Annotated in this window: 14 protein-coding genes; 2 read left to right on the top strand and 12 right to left on the bottom strand. The window is 68.3% G+C overall.

The features are described from left to right. Position 1: 1 nt before the first annotated feature. The 6 genes from JNG39_RS20795 to fabD are packed head-to-tail and all read right to left on the bottom strand — an operon-like array spanning position 2 to position 5,154. Entirely contained in the window at positions 2 to 766 is a 765-nt protein-coding gene (locus JNG39_RS20795; RefSeq protein ID WP_368313870.1) for an enoyl-CoA hydratase/isomerase, read from the bottom strand. Continuing rightward, the gene (locus tag JNG39_RS20790; protein WP_368313869.1) at positions 763 to 2,022 is read right to left on the bottom strand and encodes a hydroxymethylglutaryl-CoA synthase family protein; all 1,260 of its coding nucleotides are present in this window, start codon (positions 2,020 to 2,022) and stop codon (positions 763 to 765) included. The genes JNG39_RS20795 and JNG39_RS20790 overlap by 4 nt, the downstream gene beginning before the upstream one ends. Before the next feature lie 55 nt (positions 2,023 to 2,077). Beyond that, the gene (locus tag JNG39_RS20785) at positions 2,078 to 2,326 is read right to left on the bottom strand and encodes an acyl carrier protein (protein WP_368313868.1); all 249 of its coding nucleotides are present in this window, start codon (positions 2,324 to 2,326) and stop codon (positions 2,078 to 2,080) included. Between the two features lie 7 nt (positions 2,327 to 2,333). Next, on the bottom strand, positions 2,334 to 3,755 hold the full coding sequence (locus JNG39_RS20780; protein ID WP_368313867.1) for a PfaD family polyunsaturated fatty acid/polyketide biosynthesis protein: 1,422 nt from the start codon (positions 3,753 to 3,755) through the stop codon (positions 2,334 to 2,336). Positions 3,756 to 3,792: 37 nt separating this feature from the next. Next, a complete protein-coding gene (locus JNG39_RS20775) occupies positions 3,793 to 4,269 on the bottom strand; it encodes a PspC domain-containing protein (RefSeq protein ID WP_368313866.1) in 477 nt (158 codons plus the stop codon). A gap of 12 nt (positions 4,270 to 4,281) precedes the next feature. Next, complete coding sequence (gene fabD / locus JNG39_RS20770) at positions 4,282 to 5,154, bottom strand: ACP S-malonyltransferase (RefSeq protein WP_368313865.1); 873 nt, start codon at positions 5,152 to 5,154, stop codon at positions 4,282 to 4,284. Between the two features lie 301 nt (positions 5,155 to 5,455). On the opposite strand from fabD, the gene JNG39_RS20765 reads away from it, so the two are divergent. Next, a complete protein-coding gene (locus JNG39_RS20765) occupies positions 5,456 to 6,217 on the top strand; it encodes a metallophosphoesterase (protein WP_368313864.1) in 762 nt (253 codons plus the stop codon). Beyond that, positions 6,214 to 7,014, top strand: coding sequence for a 4'-phosphopantetheinyl transferase superfamily protein (locus tag JNG39_RS20760; RefSeq protein WP_368313863.1), 801 nt, complete (start codon positions 6,214 to 6,216; stop codon positions 7,012 to 7,014). Before JNG39_RS20765 ends, JNG39_RS20760 begins: the two co-directional genes overlap by 4 nt. Here the strand turns inward: JNG39_RS20760 and JNG39_RS20755 are convergent. The 6 genes from JNG39_RS20755 to JNG39_RS20730 form a co-directional block, all read right to left on the bottom strand. Beyond that, complete coding sequence (locus JNG39_RS20755) at positions 7,001 to 7,948, bottom strand: acyltransferase domain-containing protein (RefSeq protein ID WP_368313862.1); 948 nt, start codon at positions 7,946 to 7,948, stop codon at positions 7,001 to 7,003. The genes JNG39_RS20760 and JNG39_RS20755 overlap by 14 nt on opposite strands. Positions 7,949 to 7,954: 6 nt before the next feature. Further along, positions 7,955 to 8,605 carry a glutathione S-transferase family protein gene (locus JNG39_RS20750; protein WP_368313861.1) on the bottom strand — a complete coding sequence of 217 codons (651 nt, stop codon included), beginning with the start codon at positions 8,603 to 8,605 and terminating at the stop codon, positions 7,955 to 7,957. 3 nt (positions 8,606 to 8,608) lie between these two features. Beyond that, positions 8,609 to 11,242, bottom strand: coding sequence for a 50S ribosomal protein L11 methyltransferase (locus tag JNG39_RS20745; protein WP_368313860.1), 2,634 nt, complete (start codon positions 11,240 to 11,242; stop codon positions 8,609 to 8,611). A 30-nt stretch (positions 11,243 to 11,272) separates the two neighbouring features. After that, a complete protein-coding gene (locus JNG39_RS20740; RefSeq protein ID WP_368313859.1) occupies positions 11,273 to 15,826 on the bottom strand; it encodes an amino acid adenylation domain-containing protein in 4,554 nt (1,517 codons plus the stop codon). Between the two features lie 11 nt (positions 15,827 to 15,837). Next, positions 15,838 to 24,741, bottom strand: a complete 8,904-nt coding sequence (locus JNG39_RS20735) for an SDR family NAD(P)-dependent oxidoreductase (protein WP_368313858.1) — start codon at positions 24,739 to 24,741, stop codon at positions 15,838 to 15,840. Between the two features lie 34 nt (positions 24,742 to 24,775). Further along, on the bottom strand, positions 24,776 to 24,961 hold a 186-nt coding region (locus JNG39_RS20730), incomplete at its 5' end, for a hypothetical protein (RefSeq protein WP_368313857.1).

Here is a 24,961-nt window from a genome sequence, read left to right as displayed (position 1 = left end):
TTCATGCCTCCCACGGGAAGACCCCCCGCTCGACGAAGCGGACGATACCCTCGACGTTGCGGGGATCGGAAAACACCTCGGCGTTCACGTCGATCGCAGCCTGACGTTGCGCCTGGAGCCCGCCGGCGAGTTGGTTGGCGTATCGCTTGTAGCGCCCGATCGCAACCGGGGAGAGCCGGCGCAGACGCAGCAGGTGCTTGCGCAGCAGGGCATCCGATTGTGGCTCGAGCGCATCGATGAGTCCCCATGAAAGCGCCTGCGACGCTTCGATCGGGTGGGTCATCAGGGTAAGGTAGTGCGCCCTCTGGAAACCGATGCGTCGGATGAGGAACGGCAGCACGCAGGCGGGAATGAGGCCGAAGAGCAATTCGGAAAGGCTGAAGCGCGCCGTCTCGTCGGCCAGCACGATGTCGCTCGCCGCCACGAAACCCATGCCGCCGGCGTTGACCTTGCCGCGCACGTGCGCAACGCAGAGGAAGGGGCTGGTCGCCATGCGCAGCCAGAGGTCGTACAGCCGGTCGGGGCCGGCCTCGGGGGCCTCGGCACCCGCGGACCGATCGCGGATGTCCGAGAAGTCGGCACCGAAGCAGAACGTCTCCGCATTGCCGCTCAAGACCACGGCTGTCGCGCTGCCCTCGCATTCGTCGAGGACGCGATGACAGTCCTCGACCAGCCTGGCATTGATGGTGTTGTTGGCTTCGGGACGATCGAACTGCAGGAAGCAGATCGAATCCTGGAAGCGCACCTGCAACGTCTCGTAGCTCACGCGGTCCACTCGTACTCGCGATGGAATTCGCGAATCTGGCGCAGGTACATCCGCGGGCGACCGGCATGATTCATGCTTGCCGCCCGTTCCCACTGCTCGTGCAGCGCAACGTTGCGCGTGCCGAACCTCACGATGGCGCTTTCCCTGAGCAGGTCGTCATACTCGCCCATCGAGAGCGAATGGCGCGCATCCAGGCCGCCCTTGATGTCGAAGCGACGCTGCCGTTGCTGTCCTTCGCCGGTCACTACGCCGCTGTAGAACTCCGAGCAGCAGCCCGAGCCGTAGGAAAAACAGCCGATCCGCTTTGGCTGCGCATAGTCGCCGGTGTCGATGGTTCCGGCCAGCGACATGAAGACCGTGCCGCCCATGATATTGCCCACCCTCTGGCAGTACGACATGCCCGGGGTGACGCGGCGCTGGAAATCATCGTCGATCTCGTTCGGTCGCGCCTGCGCCACCTTGCGCATCATCGTGCGATGGGCGCCCTTGACCATCCCGCCGAACGGCGTATGGAAGGTCAGGTACTGAAACGAATCGCGGTAATCCACCCCTTCGACGCGCCGCTGGTACTCACGGAACGCGTTTTCGCAGCAATCCAGGTACGAAAGCAGGGAAAGATCCGCGTCGCCCGCTTCGCTGTCGGCCACCGGCCGACAGGTGTCCATTACCTCGTAGCCGTAGTAACCGTTGGCTCCGACGTCGACCTGGAACACTTCCGGATTCTCGCCGATCAGCATCGCCACCGCGCCAGCGCCCGAACTCGGTTCGGCGAACGACCAGTCCTGGGTCAGGGCCTCGCCGGCATCGACGGCCATGAAGCGCGAGATGTCGGTCGCCACCACAAGGGCCTTTGCCCCGGGGGATGCCTGGGAAAGGATGAAATTTACGGCCATCTGGAAACCGGCGGTGCCCGAATAGCATGCCTGCTTGATCTCGAACAACCGGCAATTCCGGTTGAGTCCGAGATGATGGTGGATGTACGTGCTCATCGACTTGCCGAAGTCGATGCCCGACTCCGAACAGGTGATGAGCAGTTCGATCCGGTCGCGTTCCGCCTCGTCGAGGTCGTCGACGATGGGCTTGGCTGCGTTCACCGCGAAGGTGATCGGATCCTCGCAGGGCAAGGCGACCGCTTTCTCCTTCATCAGCAGGTTCTCAAAACGCGTGGTGTCCAGCCGCCGGTGCTCGGCAAGTTTGCCGACGTCCAGGCACGCAGTGCCGCCGAACACGTTCAATGCCTCGATACCAACCAGCATTCCACCCTCCCCTGTCGACAGGCCCGCGGCCCGTGATCCTTACCAGACCGCCATGTCAGGCGGATTGCAGCTTGCCCAGCAACAGCTCGGCGAGTTCGCCGATGTTGCGCGGACCGAACAGTTCCACGCGCGGGATTGCCAGGTTCAGTTCCGACAGCACCTCGGCGAGTATCTCGGCGCGATCGATGGAATTGGCGCCCAGGTCTTTCAGGCTGTCCTCGGCGACGAAACGATGATCTTCCAGGGCGGGAAGCACTTCCGCCGCCTTGGCGCCGATGACTGCGACGATGTCGTTCTTATCCATCAAAGCCTCACGATGGCAGTCCACCGACCGCCCTCAACGATTCGGGTTCAGACGCGTGGCCGGCGCGTTGCATCGACGCCAGTTCCGCGTAGCGTTGGCCCAGCAGCTGTGCCGCGCCCTCCATCAGGCGCACGCCGATGTCGGCCACGCGCCGGTTGCGCCAGGGCACGAGCGACGTGTCCTTGACCCACTGGTTGAATGCGCCCAGGGCCGGCCCGCAATGGATCTGGTAGTCGACCTTGCCCTCGGCCACGCCCTGCATGGCCAGTCGCGTGGTGTGCACGAAGTACCACTTGAAGATAAGCGCCATCTTGTGCCGAGGATTTCGCTCCATCTCGCCGATCCTGTCCGGCATGATGCGGGCGTAATACGCCATCGTCTCTTCCCAGACCGCCTCGAACGAGCGCTGGAAGTACTTGTCCTGGATCTGCTGGCGCGTCTGCGCGTCGATGTCCTCGATGGAGCCGAAACGCTGGTACAGCTCGTAGAGCTTGTTGGCGCGCGCGGGGAAGAACAACCCGCGCCGGGCCACCTGTACCCTGGCGCCGAGTTCGAACATATCGCCGGCCGGGGCATAGCAGGTGTCCTGCACGTTCAGCTCCTGCAGGATGTCCTTGACCGCGTCGCTGGTGCCCGCCTCGACGGTGCACTGATTGACCGAACCGGTCATGACGAAGGCCGCGCCCATGATGAACGCCGCGGCGACCGCATGCGGCGTACCGATGCCGCCCGCGGCGCCCACGCGGATGCGCCAGCGGTAGCCATGCTCCTTCATGGCCACATCGCGCAGCGCGAACATCGCCGGCAACAGCGCGAACGCCACGCCCTGGTCGGTGTGTCCGCCCGAATCGGATTCGACGCAGATGTCCTCGGACATCGGGATGCCGGCGCCGATCTCCGCCTCCTCCGCGGTGAGGCGGCCGGCGGCGACCAGGGCACGGACGATATCTTCCGGCGGCGGGCGCATGAAGGCCGAGGCCACTTCCGGGCGCGATACCTTCGCGAGAATGCGTCGTGGCGACACGGCACGGCCCTGGGCGTCGCGCCGGATGCCGTGCAGGCGAAATCTCACCAGGCTAGGCGTGATGCGCATGAATGCGGCGGCCTCGACGAAACGCACGCCGTGGCGCAGGTACATGTCGACGGTGTGGTCCTCGATATCCGGCCGATCGAGGCTGCACAGCAGGTTCATACCATAGGCTTCGCCGGCCGAAAGCCGCTCGCGTATGCGAACCAGCGCTGCCTCGAGTGCGTCGAAGGTCATGCCACCGGCGCCGAGGTAGCCGAGCATTCCGGCGCGCCCCATCGCGATGACGAGGTCGGCGGAAGAAATGCCCTTGTACATCGCGCCGGCCAGATACGCGTAGCGAAGGCCGTGGTCGGCCCTGAAACCTTCGTCACCCAGCGAATCGGCGGCGATGGTCAGCATGGAAGGCTCCGGCCTGATCGTCGCTGCGCCATTTCGCTCACCCGGCGTCTCGCGTCTGCGTGGCCGCGCGCGGGTCGTCGGCCACGGGCACGACGAAGATCGCGATCAGGTAGAGGATCACCAGCGCGCCCCCGCTGAACACGCCGAGGATGATGAAGATGGAGCGCATCCAGGCCACGTCGACCTTCGAGTACACGGCCAGCCCGTTGCACAACCCGGCCAGCCATTGGCCTTCGCGAATGCGGTACAGCCGACGCCCTTCTTCCCGGAGCGGCGGCGTCGCGGCGGCGGACGGCGTTGCGGCGACATCGCGCAGGATCGCGTCGATCTCGGTCGAGGTGACCACCGTCTTGGTCGCATCCACGCACGCGGCCAATCGCCCGGCCAGCACGCGCTCGGTAGCGTCCCTGTCGGTGGGAGCCAGCGAATCCAGGTACTCGCGCAGCTTCCGGTAGCCGTCTTCCTCCACCTGGAATGCCCTGCCGCGAACGCTCAACGTGACGACTGTTTTCACGGGATACGGTCCTCAGCCGGCGGTGGCTCGCGCGGCGTCCTGAATCTGTTTGACAAGCCGGGTCAATACGTTGCCCGGACCCACTTCGCGGAAGTCCGTGACGCCCTGCGACAGGAGATACTCGACGCTTTCGGTCCAGCGCACCGGCTGGGTGATCTGTTTTACCAACAGTTCGCGAATGCTCGCCGCATCGCCCGGATAGGGTTTCGCCGTGACGTTCGCCACCACGGGAATCCGCGGCGAAGCGAACGCGAACGAGGCCAGGAATCCCTCGAACTGGCGGGCATAGGGTTCCATGTAGCGCGAATGGAACGCCGCGCTCACCGGCAGCGGCACGAATAGGGAGGCCCCGGCGGATTCGAAGATCGGGCCGAGCCGGGCGATATCGGTCGTCGGACCGGAGATTACCGTCTGCGAAGGCGAGTTGTAGTTGGCGACGTCGATACCCTGGATACCCTGGTCGTCGATCACCGTGCGGATCCGCTCGGGCGACAGGCCGATGACCGCGCCCATGCCGCCATCGCGCGCCTGGCCCATGAGTTCGCCGCGTTTGTGCACGAGGCGCAGTCCGGTCATGAAGTCGATGACGCCCGCTGCCACGAGGGCGCAATACTCACCGAGGCTGTGCCCGGCCGCATAGCGCGGTGCCTGGCCCTCCTTCACCGCCTTGAGCATGTGCAGCGAGCAGACCACGTACAGGGCCGGCTGAGTGTACCGGGTGTCCTTCAACAGGCCATCGGCATCGTCGATGCAGAGTCCGCGCATCGAATAGCCGACGAGCTCGTCGATGTCCTTTTCAACGGCGCGATATTCGGGCAGGTCGAAGAGATCCTGCCCCATGCCTTTTTGCTGCGACCCCTGTCCGGGAAAAACGAATGCAGTCATCAACGTCCTCCGCTTGCTCCCTGAACGTCGAGAATGCTTCGACGTAGCGATACTCACGATGGTCACCGGCATCGTGAGATCCCGGACAGCCGGTTATGCGCGTGCTTTCGTAGCCGAACCCGCATGCGAGCGATGGACGGCGGTGTACGCCGTTGCACATGCAGGAAAAACCCAGCCTCGCACCGATAATTACCGATTTCCCAGGGGACCGCAACCCTGTTCGGACCGCTCCCGCGCGGCGTGCCGGGTACATGCTAAAGTGCTTCGGGCGGCGCTACGCCGTGCCGCGGACCGCCCTGCCATGCGAGTGTTTGCGCTGTCGGATATCCACGTGGATTACGAGGTCAACGCGCGCTGGGTCCAACGGCTTTCCCACCTCGACTACCGCGACGACCTGCTCATCCTGGCCGGCGACGTCACCGATCGGCTCGACCTGCTCGCATGGTGCGTCGCCGAGTTCGCGAAGCGCTTCCGGCGGGTACTGTTCGTGCCCGGCAACCACGATCTCTGGGTGATTCGCGACGCGCCGGGCAAGACCTCCTGGGAGAAGTTCGACGACGTGGCCGCCTGCGTGAACGATGCCGGCGCCAGCATGCGGCCCTTCCGGCATGGCGGTCTCCACGTCGTTCCCCTGCTGAGCTGGTACGACTACTCCTTCGGCGAGCCCGACGAAAACCTGCGCTCCACCTGGATGGATTTCGCCGCGTGTCGCTGGCCCGAGGGCACCGACGTGGACGAGGTCAGCGAACGCCTGGCGGCGATGAACCCGAGCGAGCCACCGACCGGCGCGGAGCGCGTGGTGACGTTCTCGCATTTCATGCCGCGCATCGATCTCATGCCCGCCTCCGCTCCCGCTTCGGTGCGCATGCTCTTTCCCGTGTTCGGGTCGACGCGCCTCGACGCGCAGCTTCGCCGACTGGGCGCCGACACGCACGTCTACGGCCACAGCCATCTCAACCGGACGAAACGGATCGACGGGGTGACCTACGTCAACAACGCCTTCGGCTATCCCTACGAAGAGCACATCGCCGCCAAGCGCCTGGTCCCGATCGTCACCGAATGAGTACGCGATCGCTCCTGCCCGGCGAGGTGCACCTGTGGATGGCGCGCTACCCGCAATTCGACGATCCCGTCGCGCGGGCCAGATGCGACGCCGTCATGAGCGACGAGGAACGGTCGCAAACCGAACGCTTTTACTTCCCGGACGATCGCCTGCGTCACCGGGTCACCCGCGCGCTGCTACGCAATACGCTGTCGCGGTACGCGCCGGTCGAGGCCGGCGCATGGCGCTTCACGGTCAACGCCTACGGACGCCCCGCGATCGACCCGGGCCACGGCGAGGCCCGGGCCCTGTCGTTCAACCTGTCGCATACGCGCGGACTCATCGTGCTGGCCGTGGCCCGGGACATCGATCTCGGCGTCGACGTGGAAAACATCCGCCATCGCGCCGCGCCGCTGGACATCGCCGATCGCTTCTTCTCGACCGAAGAGGTCGCCGCGCTCGCCATGCTCGAGGCTGAGGCGCGACCGCGCCGCTTCTACGAGTACTGGACCCTGAAGGAGTCGTACATCAAGGCGCGGGGCATGGGCCTTTCCCTGCCTCTGGACGGCTTCGCCTTCTCGTATACCGCCACGGATGCGATCGCGCTCGCGATCGACCCGGCCCTCGCCGACGACCCTGAACGCTGGGAGTTCTGGCAGTGGCATCCGATCGACGACTGCCTCATCGCCCTGTGTATCCAGCGGCGCGGCGACACGGTCGCGCGCATCCAGGCACGCCTCGCATTGCCGGAGGGGGATGCGCCGATACCGCTCGTGCCGCTGCGCCGATCCCCCGCGCCCGTGCTCAGGCCGCGGTGACCTGGTCGAAGCTCTTCAGTTCGCCGCCCAGCGGCGAAAGCACCTTGCCGATGCGCGAAGCCGAACCCGACGGCAGAAGGTAGCGCAGGAATGCGGCGAGCGTGCCGGATGGACCGATGTCGAGGTAATGGAACGGCTCGCGGGCTTCCAGCCGCTGGACCGCTGCCGGAAAGGCGATGGGATCGCGCACCACGTGCCAGAAGAAGTCCCCAGGCAGCCTCCCGTACTCGGTGGCCCGGGCGCAGCAGACCACCGGTACGCGGGCCGGACCCATGGGCAACGCGTCGAAGCACGCCCGCAACGGCTGGCCTGCGGCGTCGATCCAGCGCGAATGGAACGCGTGGGTGACCGGCAGTCGCTGATACGGCACGGTGCGCGCGTCGAGGAAACGCTCGACCTCGTCCAGCGCGGCGTCCAGTCCGGCCACCACGAAATGGGAAGAGAAGTTGACCGCGGCCAGGTCCGCGCGCGTGGCGATTTCCGGCATGTCGTACAGCGACGGGTCGGCGACGACGGCGAGCATCCCGCCGGGCGGGCAATGCTGTTCCATGACCCGCGCCTGGCGCAGGATCGTCGCCAGCGCGTTCTCGGGCGAAATCGCACCGGCCACGGCCGCTGCCGCGTAGCTGCCCAGGCTGGCGCCCAGGGTGAGGTCGGCATGCACGTGGGCGGCCTCCAGGGCCTTCGCCATCGCGTACTCGACCATGAAGATCGCCAGTCCGCTCAGCGGTGTGCGAGCGAACGTGTCCGACCGCGACCGGGCCGGATCGTAGACCAGGCTGACGATCGAGCTGCCGCACAGCACGCGGGCGTGCGAGTCGAGGCGGTCCATCCAGTGGCGGAACACCTCGTTGCCCTCGTACAGCGGTTCGCCCATGCGGTAGTACTGCGAGCCCTGCCCGGAAAACATGAAGATCGTCTTGAGTGGTTGCATGGAGCCTCAGTCGGAGGATGGGTGCGACATGCCCGGAGCCGACACGGCCGCTCCCGGAGGCGTGGTGAAGAATCGGCTCGGCCAGGGGCGCCCGATGCATTGCGCCAGCCAGCGGCGCACTTCCGGGAACGCGGCCAGGTCGATCGACGTGGCGCGGACCGAACTGAGGATGCCGGCGACGTTTACGTCCGCCGCGGTAAACGTTGGGCCGAGCAGAAAGCGCGAGCGCGCAAGTGCGCCATCGAGCACGGCCAGCGGCGCGGCAAGGCGCCGGGCATGCTCGCCGGCTCGGGCGGGGCCATCGGCGAGCGCCGCGACCACATGAGGCTCGATGTCGCTGACGGCCCAGAAGCTCCATTGCAGCACCGTCGCTTGCCGCGCCGACGCGGTCGGCCAGAGCGGACCGCCAGCTTTCTTCGCCAGGTAGAGGTTGATCGCGATCGACTCCCACAGAACCAGGGCGCCGTCACGCAGCACGGGCATCCGGCCGTTCGGGTTGAGGGCCAGGTACGCCGCGGATTTCATGTCGTCGGCGCTGGCCCCTACCCACTCATATGCCAGGCCCAGCTCCTCGAGCATCCACAGGCAACGGAACGCGCGCGACGGCAGCGAGCCGTAGAGGATGGGCACCGTCGCCCCGGCGGCCGCATCGTTCATCGATCAGTCGCGGGCCGGAAGGAATTTCGCCACGAATCGCTCCGCGATGCGTGGGTCGATGCCATGCGCGGCCGGCTCGACCGCGAAGCGATGCGCGAGCCCGGCCACCCTGCGGTATTCGGCCGGATCCGACATGCAATGCTGGAACAGGTCGGCGGTCTGGGCCTGCAGTTCGCTTGCCTGCTGGAACACGCGCGGATCGAAACGGGGCAGCGCCGAGAACGCTTCGGCCGGCACCGCGTCCTGCCGCCAGCGGAACATCAGCGCGCTTCCGTTATGGCCTGCGGTGAGCGGCAACGCGTCGCCCTTCGCCACGCGTATTTCGGGGAGGAATTGCAGCCCCTGCTTCCAGTGGTAGCCCGGCGCCTGGCCGGGCTCGTTCGAAAGCCAGCGCCCGGGGGTCATTTCCAGGTCGAACCAGAAGAGCACCGCGCCACCGATGCCATCGGCCACGGCAGCCATGTCGATCTCACGCTCCTGCGGGGACGGATCCGCCTGGGCGAAATCGAATGCGAACACGTCGAACGGCTCGCTCAGCGGACGGTAGTCGATTTCACGAGCGTCGACGTTGCTGAACTCGGCCGTGAAACGATAAGGATTGAGCAGGTTGACGTCGACGTCGAGGATGCGTTCGAGTCGATACTCGACGACCATCGCGCGCAGGCGCCCTGCCATCGGCAGGTAAGTCGCACCGTCCGCCAGGAGATGCTCCCGCGCGTAAGCCAGGAAATGCAGCACGCCCTCGCCGATCAGGCTGCAATCGAACAACTCGAACACTGCCAGTTCCGCGCGCTCAGGCAGCGATGCCGGCACGGTCAGCGCGCGGCAATCCATGGCGAGCACCTCGACCCGCTCGTCCACCGCGTTGGCCGCGGCCACCTCGCGAGAGACACGGGCCAGACGCGTATCGACTTCGCACGCATGCACGCGTGCGCCCAGTTGCGCCGCCATCACCGAAAGCAAGCCGCAGCCGGCGCCGATATCCAGCACCCGCGTGTCTTCGGCACCGTCCAGGAACGAGGCGAGCGCGTCGCGATAGGCCCGGTTGCGGGCGCCATCCAGCACCATCGGCACGTACCACGACGGCAGCATGGCCGTTCGCGGCATTCGCGCGGGCGGCTCGGTGGTCACCGCAAGGCGCGTGGCTCCCAGGCCGACGCCCAACGTGAACGTGGCGCCCGACGCCACGTCGACGGGATCGACGTAGTGCGCCGCGGGCCGCAGACAACGCAGTCCGCCGTCGATGCCGGTATCCAGGCGTGCGTCGCCCAGTTCGATCGAAAACCAGAAGAGGATCGCCTCGACCGTGCCATCGGCCGTCACCGCGAGTTCGCACGTGCGCACGCCGGATGCGAAGTCGCCCAGGTCGATCTCCCCCAGGTCGGCCGGCGCGGTCAGCGCCGTCCACGCGTCCGCGGGCGAGGAGACCGCCAGCGGGTACGGACTCCAGCGCAAGGAGGACAAGGGACCGATGTCGAGGCCAGCTCCCGGATAGCTCCACTGCACCGCCATCGCGAAGACGCGGGCACGCCCCGGGAGCACGCGCAGGTTGGGTGCGCCGCGACGATAGCGTTCGACGATGCGGACGATGCCCGTACCTAGCAGCGTATGGTCGATGTCCGGTACCACGAGCCAGTCGTAGGTCGCCGGCTGCAGGGACGCGTCGTCCTCCGGCAGCACGTCGACGTGCGCGGCGAAGGCTTCGAACGAGCTGCGTCGTTGCTCGTCGCTCCATCTCGCGATCTCCTCGCCGTGCGCGGCGTGCCAGGCCGTCAGCAAGTGCTTCTGCACCACACCGGAAGCGATCCGCGCGTCGATCGCGGACGGCTCCACGATGGTGACGTGCGCCGCGCCGTGGACCAGGGCGCGCACGGCCAGTACGCCCAGTTCGCTGCCGTGCATGAGCACCCGCTTGCCGGCCGTGATACGCAACGCCCGGTCCCAGGCGGCGACCCAACCGGCATCCTCCAGCCGCGCGAGCGCATTGCGCGACGACTGATGCGTGCCGTAGCGGACCAGGTGCTGGCGAAGACCGCCCACCATGGCGGCGTTCATCGATTCGGGAATCGCCGGATCGCCGAGCAGGACGGGGTCGAAGGGCACCGCGGGAAGCGGTTCGGGCTTGCCGGGCGATGCTTCCGCTGCTTCCGGATCGAGCGCCTGGCGCAGGATGTCGTCCTTGCGCAGTTGGTCCTGCAGCCGTTCGATGCGCTCGGCGACGCCGCTGTCGTCGGGATCGAGCGCCTGCACGCGAAGATAGGCGGCCAATGCAGCGGCGCGGTCGCGTTCATTGTGATATGCCTCGGCCAGCAGGCGGTGACCCACCACGGAATCGGGATCGATCGCGACGATCCGCGACGCGTCCTCGATCACGGCGCCGGGCTCGTCGAGGCGCAGGTTGACCCTCGCGCGCTCCGCGCGCCAGCGCGCTTCGTCGGGCTCGATCGCGACGAGTTGGTCGAGATAGGTCAGCGCCTGCTCCAGGTCGTTCTTGCCGAGCGCGTCGTCGGCCATGCGGGAGAACACCGGGACGCCCTCGCGCAGCACGTCGTGCGGCACGCGTTCCAGCGCGGCCTTCATCCCTGCCGGATCGCCGCTGCCCAGGGCGCGCGCGAGTTCATCCTGCCAATCCACCATGATCGCGAGGCTCCCCTGCTTCATCGCAAGTCATAGTACGAACCGCTCCCGTTCCTTGGCAACCTCCGAACCGGCCGACGCCGCCGCATCGCGCGACCAGCGGATCGTCTCGATCCGCTTCGCCAGTTCGTGCAGGTCGCGGCATTCGAAGAGGGCCTCGAAGGGAAGATCCACGCCGAACCCCGTATGCACTTTCGCGAGCACCTGTATGCCGAGCAGCGAGTGCCCGCCCAGTTCGAAGAAGTTGTCGCGACGACCGACCGCGCGCACCGCTAGCACGTCCTCCCAGATGCGGGCCAGGGCTTCTTCCGCGTCGCCGGTGGGATGGCCTCCGTTCGGCTCGCCGGTGTCCCGTCCTTCGGGCAGCGGCAGCGCGTTGCGATCGAGCTTGCCGTTCGCCGAGAGAGGCCAAGACGAAAGGCGCACCACCGCCGCCGGTACCATATGCGGTGGTAGGTGTGCCTTGAGATGGTCGCGCAAGGTCTCGGTCGCGATCGCCTGGTCGTCCACGCTCGTGACGTAGGCGACCAGGCGCCGGTCGCCTGCGTATTCCTTCACCACGACCACCGCATCGCGTATCGACGGATGGGCAGCCAGCGAGGCTTCGATTTCGCCGGGCTCGATGCGCACGCCACGCAACTTCACCTGCTGGTCGCGGCGGCCCAGGTAGTCGATCGTGCCGTCGCCGCGACAGCGGGCCAGATCGCCGGTCCGATACATGCGCTGGCCCGGTTCTGTCGCATGGGGGTCCGGGACGAACCGGTCGGCGGTGAGGTCCGGGCGGTACCGGTATCCGCGGGCCAGGCCGATGCCCCCGATGTAGAGCTCGCCGGACACCCCGGGTGGGACGGGATCGAGCCGATCGTCGAGCACGAGCATGCGCGTATTCCAGATCGCCCGGCCGATGGGCACGCGATCGGGCACGTCCCCACGAGCGCATTCGAACGCGGTGACGTCGATCGCCGCTTCCGTGGGCCCGTACAGGTTGTGCAACCGCGCGGTGGGATGCGCGACCAGGAATCGGCGGGCGAGATCGGCGGGCAAGGCTTCACCGCTGCAGATGAGGTGCCGCAGCGCGGGCGCCTCGACGACATCCACGCGAGCGAGGAAGGCGGCCAGCATCGACGGCACGAAATGCGCCACGGTGATGCCCTCGTCTCCCAGCATCCGATGGAGCTGGTCGACGTCGCGGTGGCCGCCGGGGCGAGCGAGCACCAGGCATCCGCCACACATGAGCGGCAGCAGGAATTCCCAGACGGAGACGTCGAAGGTGTACGGGGTTTTCTGCAGGATGCGGTCGTCCGGTCCGATCGCATAGGCGTCTTCCATCCAGCGAAGCCGGTTGAGCAACGCGGCATGCGGGATATCCACGCATTTGGGCATGCCAGTCGATCCGGACGTGTACATGGCATAGGCCGACGAGGCGCCGTCCACCTCCACCGCCGGCGCGGTGGCCGGGAAGTCGGCGAACGCGGCCGCATCGACGACGCATGACGGCGTATCGCCGCGCAACGCAGCCAGCCGCGCGTGAAGGCGCGAGTCCGTCGCGACGAGACCGGGGCGCGACTGACCCAGAAAATATTCGAGCCGAGCGTCGGGCGAATCCGTGTCCAGGGGCAGATAGGCCGCGCCGGCCTTGAGGACGCCAAGCATGGCGACCACCAGCGCGACGCAGCGTTCGAAGAACAGGCCGACGAGCGCTCCGGGGCCGATGCCCGTCGCGACGAGGTGATGCGCGAAACGGTTGGCGCGCTCGTCGAGTTCGCGGTAGCTCAGCGTCTCGCCCTCCGCGCGCAGCGCCACGGCTTCGGGCGTCGTCCGCGCGTGACGGGCGAACCGCCGATGCACGGGAACCACGCACGCGGTGTCGGTGATGTCGCCGGCGCAGCGTTCGAGCAACGTCGCCCGCGCCGCATGGCCGAGCAGCGTGAGCGCGACCGGCGAATCCGTCGGTCGCTGTCGCGCCGCGCCGTCGAGGAAATGCGCGAAGGCTTCCAGCAATGCCTCGCGCTCCCACGATGCCCCCGATGTACCGGGAACGTCGAACCGCAACGTCGGACCCTCGGCGGGACCGCGCCAAACGATGCGGATAAGCGACGCCCCTCGCGTGGCCAAGGCGACTGCGGCGATCGGCGCATCGTCGTGCACGTCGACGACCACGCGGAAGCCGGCTCCCCCTTCGTCGTCCAGCAACGCCTGCATGGAGGCGACCGCGGCCGGGTCCGCCAATGTGCGCGAGCGGTTCGCGACGATGCGCATGACGGCGTTCGCCATGTCCGCGGTGTCGTCTTGCCGGAATGCCACCGGAACGATCGCTTCGCGGGGTGTCCGGACCGGCGCGCCATCCGCGTCGCCCGCACGCAGCACCGCGCCTAAGCGCAGCAACGGCATGCCACCGAGCCGGTGCAGGAAAAGCACGGCCCAGGCGAAGAGTACGTCGTGGGGAGAATGCCCCAGGCTCGCGGCGCAGGCGTCGATACACGCGGCGAAGCGCGGCGAGAGCCTGCGCTCCAGGGACGATCGTCCACCCTCATTGCGATCCTCGGCGAAAGCTTCCGACGCGGGAAAGGGATCCACCGGTACGGCGTCCATGAGATCGGCCAGCCGTGCCCGCGTCGCCGCCGCGGCACGCGGCGCGTAGGCCGCCTCGCGCCAGGCGCGCAGTTCGGCGACGAACGGCTCCTCGTCGGAAACGGCAGCGGCGCCATCCGACGCACGGCACCCTTCCAGGCACCGCCGCACGATCGCCGACGCCTGAGCCTCGTCCACCGCCAGGGGATGGAAACGCACCTGCAGCTCGGAGGGGTGTCCCGGCTTCGGCACGAGCAGGCAGCGCATCGCCGGCATGTCCAGACCGGTGGACGCGACCTCGGGGGCCGCGCGATCCTCCACGCGCACCTCGACGTGCGCCGACGACAGGATCGTCTGCCACACGCCATCACGCGCGTTGCCGGCAAAGGACAGACGCAGGGCGACCGTGGTGTCGGTCACCGCGTTCACCGCCCGCTGCAATGTCGCGACATCCACGTCGGCCGGCAGCGTCGCGACGATCAGAAGCGGATCCAGCCCCTGCCCTCCACGCCGCCGAAAGTCCGCCCAGCGCAGGCGCTGGATGGCGGTCAACGGATAGCGAGAGCGGGCAACGCCGTTCGAAAGGCGCATGTCGATGTCGCCAAGCGACGCGTCGGGCGCCTCCGCCACGACATGGGCGACTCGAAGGAAACGCTCGGCGAAGTCCTGGACGTCGTCGGCATCGAACAATCCGGTGGCGTAGACGAATTCGCAATCCAGCCCCCTCGCGGTCGGTTGGGCGACGAGGGTGAGATCGTTGATCGCGCCGGACGGCGCGCCCTGCACCGGGCTGATTTTCAGGCCCGCCACGCCGTCGCCGTCGTGCTGCGCGTCGCGCAACACGAAATCGACCTGCGCGATCGGCTCGTGCGACAGGTCGCGCCGACCCGCGCGCTCGGCCACCAGCCATTCGTACGGGAAGTTCTGGTGCCCGAATGCCTCGAGCGCGCGTTCGCGCACCCTAACGAGGTGGGCATTGAACGACGATCCTTCCTCGACGCGCGTGCGCAGGGCGAGCAGGTTGACGAACAGCCCGATGACGCCACCGATCCGGGGATGCGTGCGTCCCGAGGATGGCGTCCGGACGACGATATCCGGCATGTCGCACAGGCGCGCGAGAAACACCTGGAACACGGCGAGCAGGGTCATGTAGAGGGTGGCGCTCGCGGCGCGACCCAGGGCGTCCAACCGGCCCAGCGTCGACGACGGAAGCTGGAACCGATGCGTGGCGCCGCGAAAGTCGCGTCGTGCTGGCCGTTCGCGCGCATGGGGCAGGCGCAGCAGCGCCGGCGCGCCGTCCAGGTAATCGCGCCAGAACGCACGTTGCGCCTGCAACGCCTCGGCGGTGAAGCGGCCGCGCTGCCACGCCGCGAACTCGGCGTAGCTCATCGACGCCTCGCGCGGTGCCGAAGGCGGACGTCCGGCCCGAAAGGCCGCATACGCGTCCATGAGTCCGGCGACGAAGATCTGCGACGACCAGCCATCCCAGACGATGTGGTGCACCACCCAGACGAAGATGTGGGACGTCGCGGCCCGATGCAGCAGCGACGCGCGAAACAAGGGGGCGACATGCAGGTCGAAGGGAAGCTCCGCCCGTTGCCGCACGGCGTGCCGACAGGCCTCGTCGTCGGCACCTTCCAGGTCGACGCGCTCGACGGGCACCGGAAGCGCCGCTTCCGCGACCTGGCTCGCGCTGCCGTCCGCCGCGGTGACGATGCGCATGCGCAGCGCGTCGTGCCGCTCCACCATCCACGCCAGCGCCCGCTGGAATGCGTCGGCATCGAGCGGACCGTCGATGCGCAGCGCCACCGTCTCGTTATATGCCGTGGCCTCGGTGCCAAGCCGTTCGACCAGCCACAGGGCCTCCTGCGCGTAGGTCAGAGGCGCCTGCGTTCCTGACGCGCGAACGGGTTCGGCGGCGCCCGCCCCGCGTCGTTGGCTTAGCAGGCGATTCGCCAGCGCCTGCAACTGTTCGGGCGAGAGAGCGGAGATGTCGTCCGGTTCGGAAGTCATGCGGCTTTCCTTCATCCATCGCTTTCGGCGGCGACCTGCCTGGCCAGTTCCATCACCAGCAACTCACTGAGCCGCGCGATCGTCCCGTCCGGCCGCAGCAGGGCCGGCACCTCGATGGTTACGCGGTAGTGCTCGTCGATCATCGCGACGACCCGGGCGGCGAGAAGCGAACTACCGCCCAGATCGAGGAAGGTATCGAAGATGCCGATGGAGGAAAAGCCGAGTGCTTCGCGCCAGATGCCGAGCAGTGTCGTCTCCAACTCGTTGCGCGGCGCCGCCACGTCCCGGTGTGACAGGGCCAGCAGCGACGCGCTGCCGATCGCGTATCCCCCCGTCGCCGCGTGTCCGTCCGCCTCCGCGTCGCGAAGCGATGCGCCGGCGCCGTCGCGAACGCCGCGGCAGCGCGCGACCCGGACGCCCGCGGCATCGAGCAGGTCGATGTCCACCACGACGGCCTGGCCGTCGCCCGCGTCGCCGCGGCGGATCCACGCGGAACGGGCCTCGGCGAGGCGCCCACCCATCCACAGATCGCGACAGGCGAGCGCGGCGGGCAAGACGATGGTGCGCTCGTCCTCGCCGCTGCGCGCCACCTGCAAGGCAGCCGCCTGCAAGGCGATGTTCATCAACGCCAGCGGGAGCCCGAAGCCGGCGTCCACGGCGGCGACGATCGGCGGCATCGGGATGTCCACCACGGCGTAACGGCGGTCGCCTTCGTCCGCGCCGCTGGCTACCTCGCCCTCCCGCTGGTAAGGCTCGCCGAATGCCAGGCCGATCCGTCGCATCATTGCGATCCATTGCGGCGCCGGCATGCGGTTGGTCGCCCGATCGCGCCAGGGCGCGAGGTCGTCGCCCTTCTCGGCGGGATCGTCGGCCGCCACCGCCATGCAGCGCAGATGCGTCCGCCGGGACCCGTCGCCGTCGCCCGGAGTCAGCGAATACACCTCGACGTCGAGCCGCCCCGCCGCGGCGGGGCGCATGCCGACGTGCACGGTCACCGGCGCGGAGGCGATCTCCACTGGACCGTTCCAACGCAGGTCGAGCAGGCGCACGGCGGTGCCGGGCCCGCCCGTCAGGCGCTCCACCGCGGCGCGGAGCATCTCCAGGCAAAGCGCATCGGGCAGCAGGCGCAGTCCGCGCACCTCGTCGCGCGCGGCCCAGCCTTCCTCGCCGGAGAACGTGCTGCTGAAGCGGTACTCCCCGATGTCGGAGCTGTTCACCTGCAACAGGGGGTGCAGCACGGGCACGCTTCGGCGGCCGTCCGACTCGATCGTCTCCACCCGGCGCGGCGCATCGGGACGCGTCACGGCGGGCACCTCGGCCGTCGACGATGCGGACGGCAACCAGTGGCGCTCACGGGCGAAAGGATAGCCCGGCAGCGTAAGGATGCGGCGCCGGCGGGGATGCAACCGGGCCCAGGGCACCTTGCCGCCGCGCGCCCAGAACATGGCCAGTTTCTCCGCGTCCGCTTCGCGCAGGAATGTCTCCAGCAGCGCGGTTCCCGCGCTGCCGCTGGTGAACGACTGGAAGGCCGCGGCCTCGGCCGGGCCACCGTCGAAGACGATCGCGCCGGGCACCGGCCGTTCGTCGCCAGCGAGCCAGGCATCGAACGCCGCACGCAGGGCCGCCCGATCGCCGACCACCAGCGCGAGCCGCTGCGCCATCGCCTCGCGGCCGCATTGCAGCGTATAGGCCAGGTCGCCCAGGCTCATTTGCGGATCGGCATCGATGGCGTCCACGAGCGCGCTCACGAGGGCGCGCAGCCGTTCCACGCTGCGCGCCGAGACGACCAGCACATGGCGATCGGCGAACGGTTCGACCGGTACGGCGTCCACGGGGGGCGACGCGTATTCGGATACGACCAGGCAGGCATTCGAACCGCCGGCGCCGAACGAGTTGATCAGGGCGGTACGCCCGCGCTCGCGTGGCCATGGCTCCACGGCCCTCGGCAGGCGGAACGGCGAGCCGTCCAGGACGATCGCCGGATTGGGCGGCTCGGTCTGGATCGTCGGAACCCATTCCCCGTGGCGCATCTGCAGCAGCACCTTGGCAAGCTGGGCCATGCCCGAGGCCGCCTCGGCATGTCCGATGTTCGATTTCACCGCGCCAATCGCGCAGCCATGCGCGGGCAAGCCGGAAAACACGGTGCGCAGCGCGGCCAGTTCGATCGCGTCACCCAGCGGGGAGCCGTTCGCCGCCGCCTCCACGTAACCGATCGACGCCGGGGACACGCGCGCCTGGCGCAAGGCGCTCCGCATGACGGCGGCCTGCGCATCGGGGTTGGGCACCGAATAGCCGTTGCTCCGGCCGCCGTGGTTTACCGCCGATCCCCCGATCACGCCGAGGATCGTGTCTGCGTCCTCGATCGCGCGAGACAGCGGCTTGAGCAGCACGGCGCCAACGGCCTCGGCCGGCAGGTAACCGTCGGTTTGCCCGAAGCTTCGTCCGCTCGACTGGCTGGCCAGCATCTGCGCCTGGCCCAGCGTGATGTATTTCTTCGGATGCACCGAAAGGTTCACGCCGCCAGCGATGGCCAGCGGACACACGCCCGCGCGCAAGTCCATGCATGCCATGTGGATGGCGGCGAACGCCGACGAACACATGGTATCCACGGCGATGCTGGGGCCTTGCAGGCCGAAGAAATATGAAACGCGGTTGGCGATGGCGGCCTGCGGCGATGTACCGAGGGCGTCGACGCCTTCGTCGTCGCTCGTCGCGCCGTACTGGTTGTACATCGAGCCGACGTAGACGCCCACGTTGCCGGCGTATTCCTCCCTCAGCGCGTCGCGCGTGTAGCCGCTGCCTTCCAGGAGGTTCCAGACCGTCTCCAGGTAAAGACGCTGCTGGGGATCGGTGAATCGGGCCTCCACCGGCGTCATGTTGAAGAACAGCGGGTCAAAGGCATCCACGTCGTCGAGGAAGCCGCCCCACCGGCAATAGGTCTTGCCGAAGACGGCCTTGCGCGGATCGAACCGGGCGGCGTGATCCCAGCGTTCGGCCGGGATTTCGGTGATGCTGTCGGTGCCCGCGCGCAGGTTGCACCAGAATGCGTCGAGGTCCGCGGCCTGGGGAAACCGGCCGCTGAAACCGACGATCGCGATGCCCTCGTCGGGCACGGCATGGCCGTCGGGAATCGACGGCACCGATGCCGTCGCCCGGGTCGGACGCAACGGCGCCGCGACCGCCGCCGTGGCCGCGGTGGGCACGTCCGCTCCCACGCCGAGCAGGCGGGCCACGGCCGGACGATGCTCGCGCAGCAGGTAATCGTTGAGCGAACCCAGGTCGTGGTACTCGAAGAACAGCGTCTTCGACAACGAACCGAAGGACTTCTCCAGCTCGTTGGTCATCTGCATCGCGAGGATCGAATCGAAGCCGAAATCGTCCAGTGGCGTGTCGGCCGACACGCGATCCAGTGGCAGCTTTACCGCCTCGCCGAGCAAGGTACGCAGCGCACGCAGCATGCGCGCCGCGAGCGGATCGGACGACGGCGCCGGCATCACCGGCGATGCCGGGCGAGCCGCGGGCGAATCGACCCCCACGCCGGCCGATGCCAGCAAGCGGCGCAAGGGGCCGTCCTCGCCGGCCAGCACCAGGTGCACGCCGTGGTCATCGCCGAGCAGGCGCTCGAGCAGGTCGATGCCTTCCGTCGTCTCCAGGACGCGCTGCCCGCTCGATGCGAGATACGCCGCCGTCGCTTCGGCGTCGCCCATGCCCAGGCCGCCGTCGCGCCACAACGGCCACTGGATGGCGACACGCCGTGCACCCGCTGGCGCTGCGGCGGCGCATGCGGATTGGAAGCGGTTCGCCACCGCATAGGCGCACGCGCCGAAATCTCCCAATACGGCCGACGACGACGAGAAATGGCAGATGAAATCGAGCGCGTGGCCGGCGAACGCTTCTTCCAGTGCGAGCGTTCCCGCGACCTTCGGGGCGAGCACGCGTTCGATCGCTTCCGGCGGGCTGTCGAACAGGCTGCCGGTGGCGCCGATGCCGGCGGCGTGGAAGATGCCGTCGATGCGCCCGCCGATTTCCGGCGTGGCTTCGACGGCCGCGCGCAGCGACGCGACATCGGCGACGTCGGCGCGCGCGTGGACGACCCGCGCGCCGTTCGCCTCCCATTCGCGCATGCGTGCCTGCGCCGCCGCGTCGGGCGTCGATCGGCTGATCAGCAGCAAGGTGGCCCGGTAGCGTCGCGCGAGATACGCGGCGAGGTGCCCACCCAGGCCACCGAGCCCGCCGGTGACGAGGTAGGTGCCGCCTTCGCGCAGCACGGGCCGCGCATTCGTTCGCGCCGTCGGCACCATTCGCCGCACGCGGCGCATGCCGTCCTCGTGGAACACGCTCGTCGCCGCCGGGTCGGCCAGTTCGCGTAACGCGTTGCCGAACGCATTGCGCATGGCAGAGCGCGTGTCCGCGTTCGCATCCACCACGCTGCCGACGATCTGCAGCGTGTAGGGCGCGATGCGTCGAAGCGACGGAACCAGGGCGATCCAGGCATCCACGCACGCACGCTCCATCGGCGTGCGGCACAGCGCGGCCAGCACGATCCGCGACGGCGGCGGGTCGGCCAGCGCCGCTGCGCGCAGCAACGCGATGAGCGCAGGCATGTCTGCCGGGACGGGCGGACGCTCCACCGCCCACAGGACCACGAGCGCATCCGCCGCGCCCAGGTCCTCCGGATGCGGTGTCGCATCGTCGGGCAGGACGCGAAACGCCACCGTCGGGTCGGCGCCGTCGAAAACGTCGCGCGACGTCGCCAGCGCGTGCACGCAGACGATGCGACCGGACGGCATCGCGTCGGTCGGCGGCGGCGCTTCGTCCCAGCGTTCCTGGAACGTCAGCGGCTCGGTCGGGGCCGCGGCGCGGTCGCCGCCTTCCATTCGGCGCGCGGCGAACCCACGCATCCGCACGAGCACGTTGCCCACGTCGTCGCACAAGGTCACTTCCAGCTTGCGCAGCGCGGCACCACCTCCGGCGCCGTTGCGAATCACCGCATAGGCGGCGCCGTGGCAGGCGGCAAAGACCTCGAGCGTTTCGAGGGCATACGGTACATAGGGCGTCATTCGCGCCGACGCGGCGGAAGGGTCGCCAGGCACGCGCATCAGGCCCAGCGATGCCTGCAAAGCGCCGTCCAGGATCGCCGGGTGCAGTTCGAAGCGATCCGCGTCCGGGCGCACGACTTCGGGCAGTTCGAGCCGGGCGAGCACGACCGGCGCCCGCTCGGCCTCCTCGCCCATCCACACCCGGCGCATGCTGCGAAACGCGTCGCCGTAGCGCAGACCGCCTGCCTCCAGGAGTTCGTAGCATTCCGTCACCGGCAGTTCGGCGTCGCAGCTTGCGCGAAGGGCGTCCAGGTCGATTCGCGGTGGCGCGTCCGCGCAAGGGGTTGCGGCGCATTGGAAGTGGATCGTCCGCTGCGCGCCCTCGCCGGCGAATATTTCGCAACCCAGTTCGCCCGACGGCATGCGATACACCCCGACGTGCACGGCCGCGACGCCGCCCGTGGCGATTATCGGCTGCGCCCAGATCGCATTGCGCAGACGCCAGCGTGTCGGCGAGGCGTCGCCCGTCGCGCGAACGAGCGCCGCGTGGGCCATTTCCAGGTAGGCAACGCCCGGCAGCACGGGCGCGCCGTTCACCACGTGGTCGCGAAAGAAGAACTCGGTGCCGTCGAAACGCGAGGTGAAGCGTTGTTCGTCGAGGCTGGACGTATTCTCGTGCAAGGCCGGATGCAGCATCGATCGTGGGCCGGCGGCGCTTGGGCCGCGGCGTGGCACCGCCGCGCTTTCCTCGACCCAATACCGCTCGCCGGCGAACGGATAGGTCGGCAGGGAGAGCCTGCGCGGCGCGGGATCGGCATACACGGCGCTCCATTCCACCGTATCGCCGGTCGTCCACGCGCGGGCCACGTCGGCGTAACGGCCTTCGGCAAGCGCACTGCGGATGCCCACCGGCGACGACACCGTCCCGCCACCGTTGCCACGACCGGACGGCGAGACCGCGCCCTCGAACACCTCATGGCCGTCCGTCGCCTCGTCGAGGAAGGCACGCAACGCCTGCCGCAGCGACGCGAGATCACCCGCGACGAAGGCGACGCGATGGGCGTGCGCTTCCCTGCCCCGCTGCAAGGTGTGAGCGAGACGATGCAGGTGGTTGCCCGAGACAACGGCGTCGCCGTCGGCCAGGTGGGCCAGCAGGCGTCGCGCGCTTTCGCGCAGCTGCGCCGGTGTCTGCGCGGAGAGCGGCACGATGGCGGGCATCGACGGCGGTGCGCGGAACGGGTCGTCGCGCTCGATATGCTCCTCGAGAATCGCGTGGGCGTTCGACCCGGCGGCGCCGAACGAACTGACCGCGCCGCGCCGGGGCAGCACCGTCTCGACGCCATCGACGGGCAGGCGCGGCGGTTCCCAGGGCGCGGTGCGCGTCTGCACGACGAACGGGGTCGTCGCCCAGTCGATGTGTGGATTGGGCCGCTCGCCGTGCAGGGACGGGACCAGCGTCGCGTGGTGCAGCTGCAGCGCGACCTTGATGATGCCGGCAATGCCCGCCGCCGATTCCGTATGCCCCATGTTCGACTTGATCGAACCGATGGCGCAGTAGCCGACGGCGTCGGTGCCGGCGCGGAACGCCCTGCCCAGCCCCTCGATCTCGATCGGATCGCCGAGTGCGGTACCCGTGCCATGCGCCTCCACGTAGCCGATCCCGCGTGGGTCGACGCCCGCCTTCGCCATGCAGTCGGCGATCAGGTCGGCCTGGGCCACCGGGCTCGGCACGGAGATGCCGCTCACCGCGCCCACGTGGTTGACCGTGCTGCCGCGTATCACGGCATAGACGTGGTCGTTGTCGGCGACCGCGCGCGCCAGGGGCTTCAGCACGACCACGCCGACGCCTTCGCCGGCCACATAGCCGTCACCGCCCTCGCCGAAGGTTCGGCAACGACCGTCGCTGGAATGCATGCCGAGCAAGGCGAAGGTGAGGTACTTGCCCGGGTGCAGCGAAAGGTTGACGCCGCCGGCCAGCGCCACCTGGCACTCGCCCTGGCGCAGGCTTTCCGTGGCCATGTGCACCGCGGTCAACGACGACGAGCACAGCGTGTCGACGACGACGCTGGGGCCGTGGAAATTGCAGAAATAGGACACCCGGTTGGCGATCGGGGCGTTGGACATCGCCAGCGACTGCAACTGCCCGTCGAACAGGCGCTGCGCCTGCCACAGCAGGTAATCCTTGTGCATCACGCCGGCGAATACGCCGACCGGCCGACGCTGGCCCGCGCCGTGCGGCGGCACGAGGTTGCGCGGCGTATATCCCGCGTCCTCGACCGCTTCCCAGGACACTTCGAGGAACAGGCGCTCCTGCGGATCGATCGCCTCGGCCGCGCGAGGCGTAACGCGAAAGAAACGGGCGTCGAAGCGGTCGACGTCGGCGACGAATCCACCCCAGCGCGACACCTGCCTGCCGGCGATCGCCTCGATGCCGTCGAACAGATGCCAATCCCAGCGGTCCGAAGGTACTTCGGTGATGCAGTCCTTGCCGGCTTTCAGGTTCTGCCAAAGCTCTCCGATGTCCTTGGCCTGCGGGAAGCGCCCAGCCATGCCGATGATGGCAATGGGCTCGTCGCGCATCGGATCGCGCGCGGACGGACGAGGCCCGACCGCTGCACCGGTGGCGGCGGCCGCGATCGCGACCGGTGCCGACGCCCCGGACGGCGCGGCGGCGAGCGCGTCGCCGTAACGCTCCATGAGGTGATCGGCAAGCTCGTCGATGGTGGTGTATTCGAAGAGCAGCGTCGGGGACAACGACATCCCGAAACGCTCCTCGAGCAGCTTCACCAGATGCAGCAGGCCGACCGAATCCAGGCCCATCTCGTAGTAACCCACGGCGGGATCGATGTCGGCCGCGGACACGCCGAGCCGGTCGGCGATACCGCTCGCGATCAGTTCGCGCAGCGAGGCCGTCGCGTCGTTCGGAGTGTCGTTCGCGACCGGGGCTTTCGTCACGGACGTCGGCGCCCTGGGAACGCGGTTGCCGCTGGCCAGGCTGACGATCGCGCCGTCCTCCGTCGTGGACTGGCCCGATGCCTCGCTGATCGCGTCCTGGCGGCGTAGGGCCTTCAGGGCGAGGTTGCGCAGTTCTGCGATCTTGCGACCGCCCTCGTCCAGGAAATCGATAGTGACCAGGAACAGGTCGTTGCGCCGCCGCAAGGTCGAATGGTCGATACGCGCGATGCAACGGCCGCGAACCAGCGACGTGGCTCGAAAGCCGTCGTAAGAAAGGGGAATGTACAGGCCGCCCCCCGGCGAACCGTCGTCGATGTCGGAGCCGGGCAACATGCCCGACGCGCAGGTGACGCCGCCGTCGAGCAAGGCCGGATGGAACATGTACTGCGCGTTGCTGTCCTTGGCTTCGTCGCTGAGGCCGACCTCGGCGAATGCATGGGTCGGCGTGGAGAAGCCCACCCCGCGAACCTGCATGAAACCGCTGTGCACCAGTCCGCGCGGACGGAACGTGGCGTAGATGTCGTCCGAATCCAGCCGTCCCTGCGGCATCGGCGGCTCGGCCTGGTCTTCGTCAGTATCGAAACGCACCTCGCAGCGATGCATCTCCGCCATCGCGTAACACGCCTTGTCCGCGACCGCCCGGCCGTCCTGTTGTCGCGTGCCCTCGACCATCACCCGCCATACGCCCGGACGGATCTCCGGGGCCTGGATCTCGACCAGAATGTCGTCGTTGCCAGGCAGCACCATGGGTTGGTGGATGGCCAGGTGGCGCAATTCGAGTTCGTCGAAACGATGACCGCTGCGCCGGAAGAACTGGTAGATCAGGTCGATGTAGGTCAGGCCCGGCAACACCTTGAAGCCGTGCACCTGGTGGCTGGCCACGACTGGGTTCGAGTTTCGTACGAGGAACGTCACATCCATGCCGAGGCCATCCGTCGTTGCGCTGTTCGGTACGTCATTCCCACGCTCCTTCCACTACGTCTGCCACGGCTTCCGTACGGTCGGTCGCCGCCGGCGTCGATTTACGCGCGTCGGCATCCGCCAGGTCGACGCGCCGGAACCGTGGGGGCTCCAGCGGCACGCGTGCGGTCGCATCGGCGGCCGGGGCGGCTTCCACCAGCACGTGCGCGTTCGTGCCGCC

Source organism: Luteibacter sp. CQ10 (assembly GCF_040900725.1).
Classification (GTDB): domain Bacteria; phylum Pseudomonadota; class Gammaproteobacteria; order Xanthomonadales; family Rhodanobacteraceae; genus Luteibacter.
This window is presented reverse-complemented; position numbering and strand designations above follow the sequence as displayed.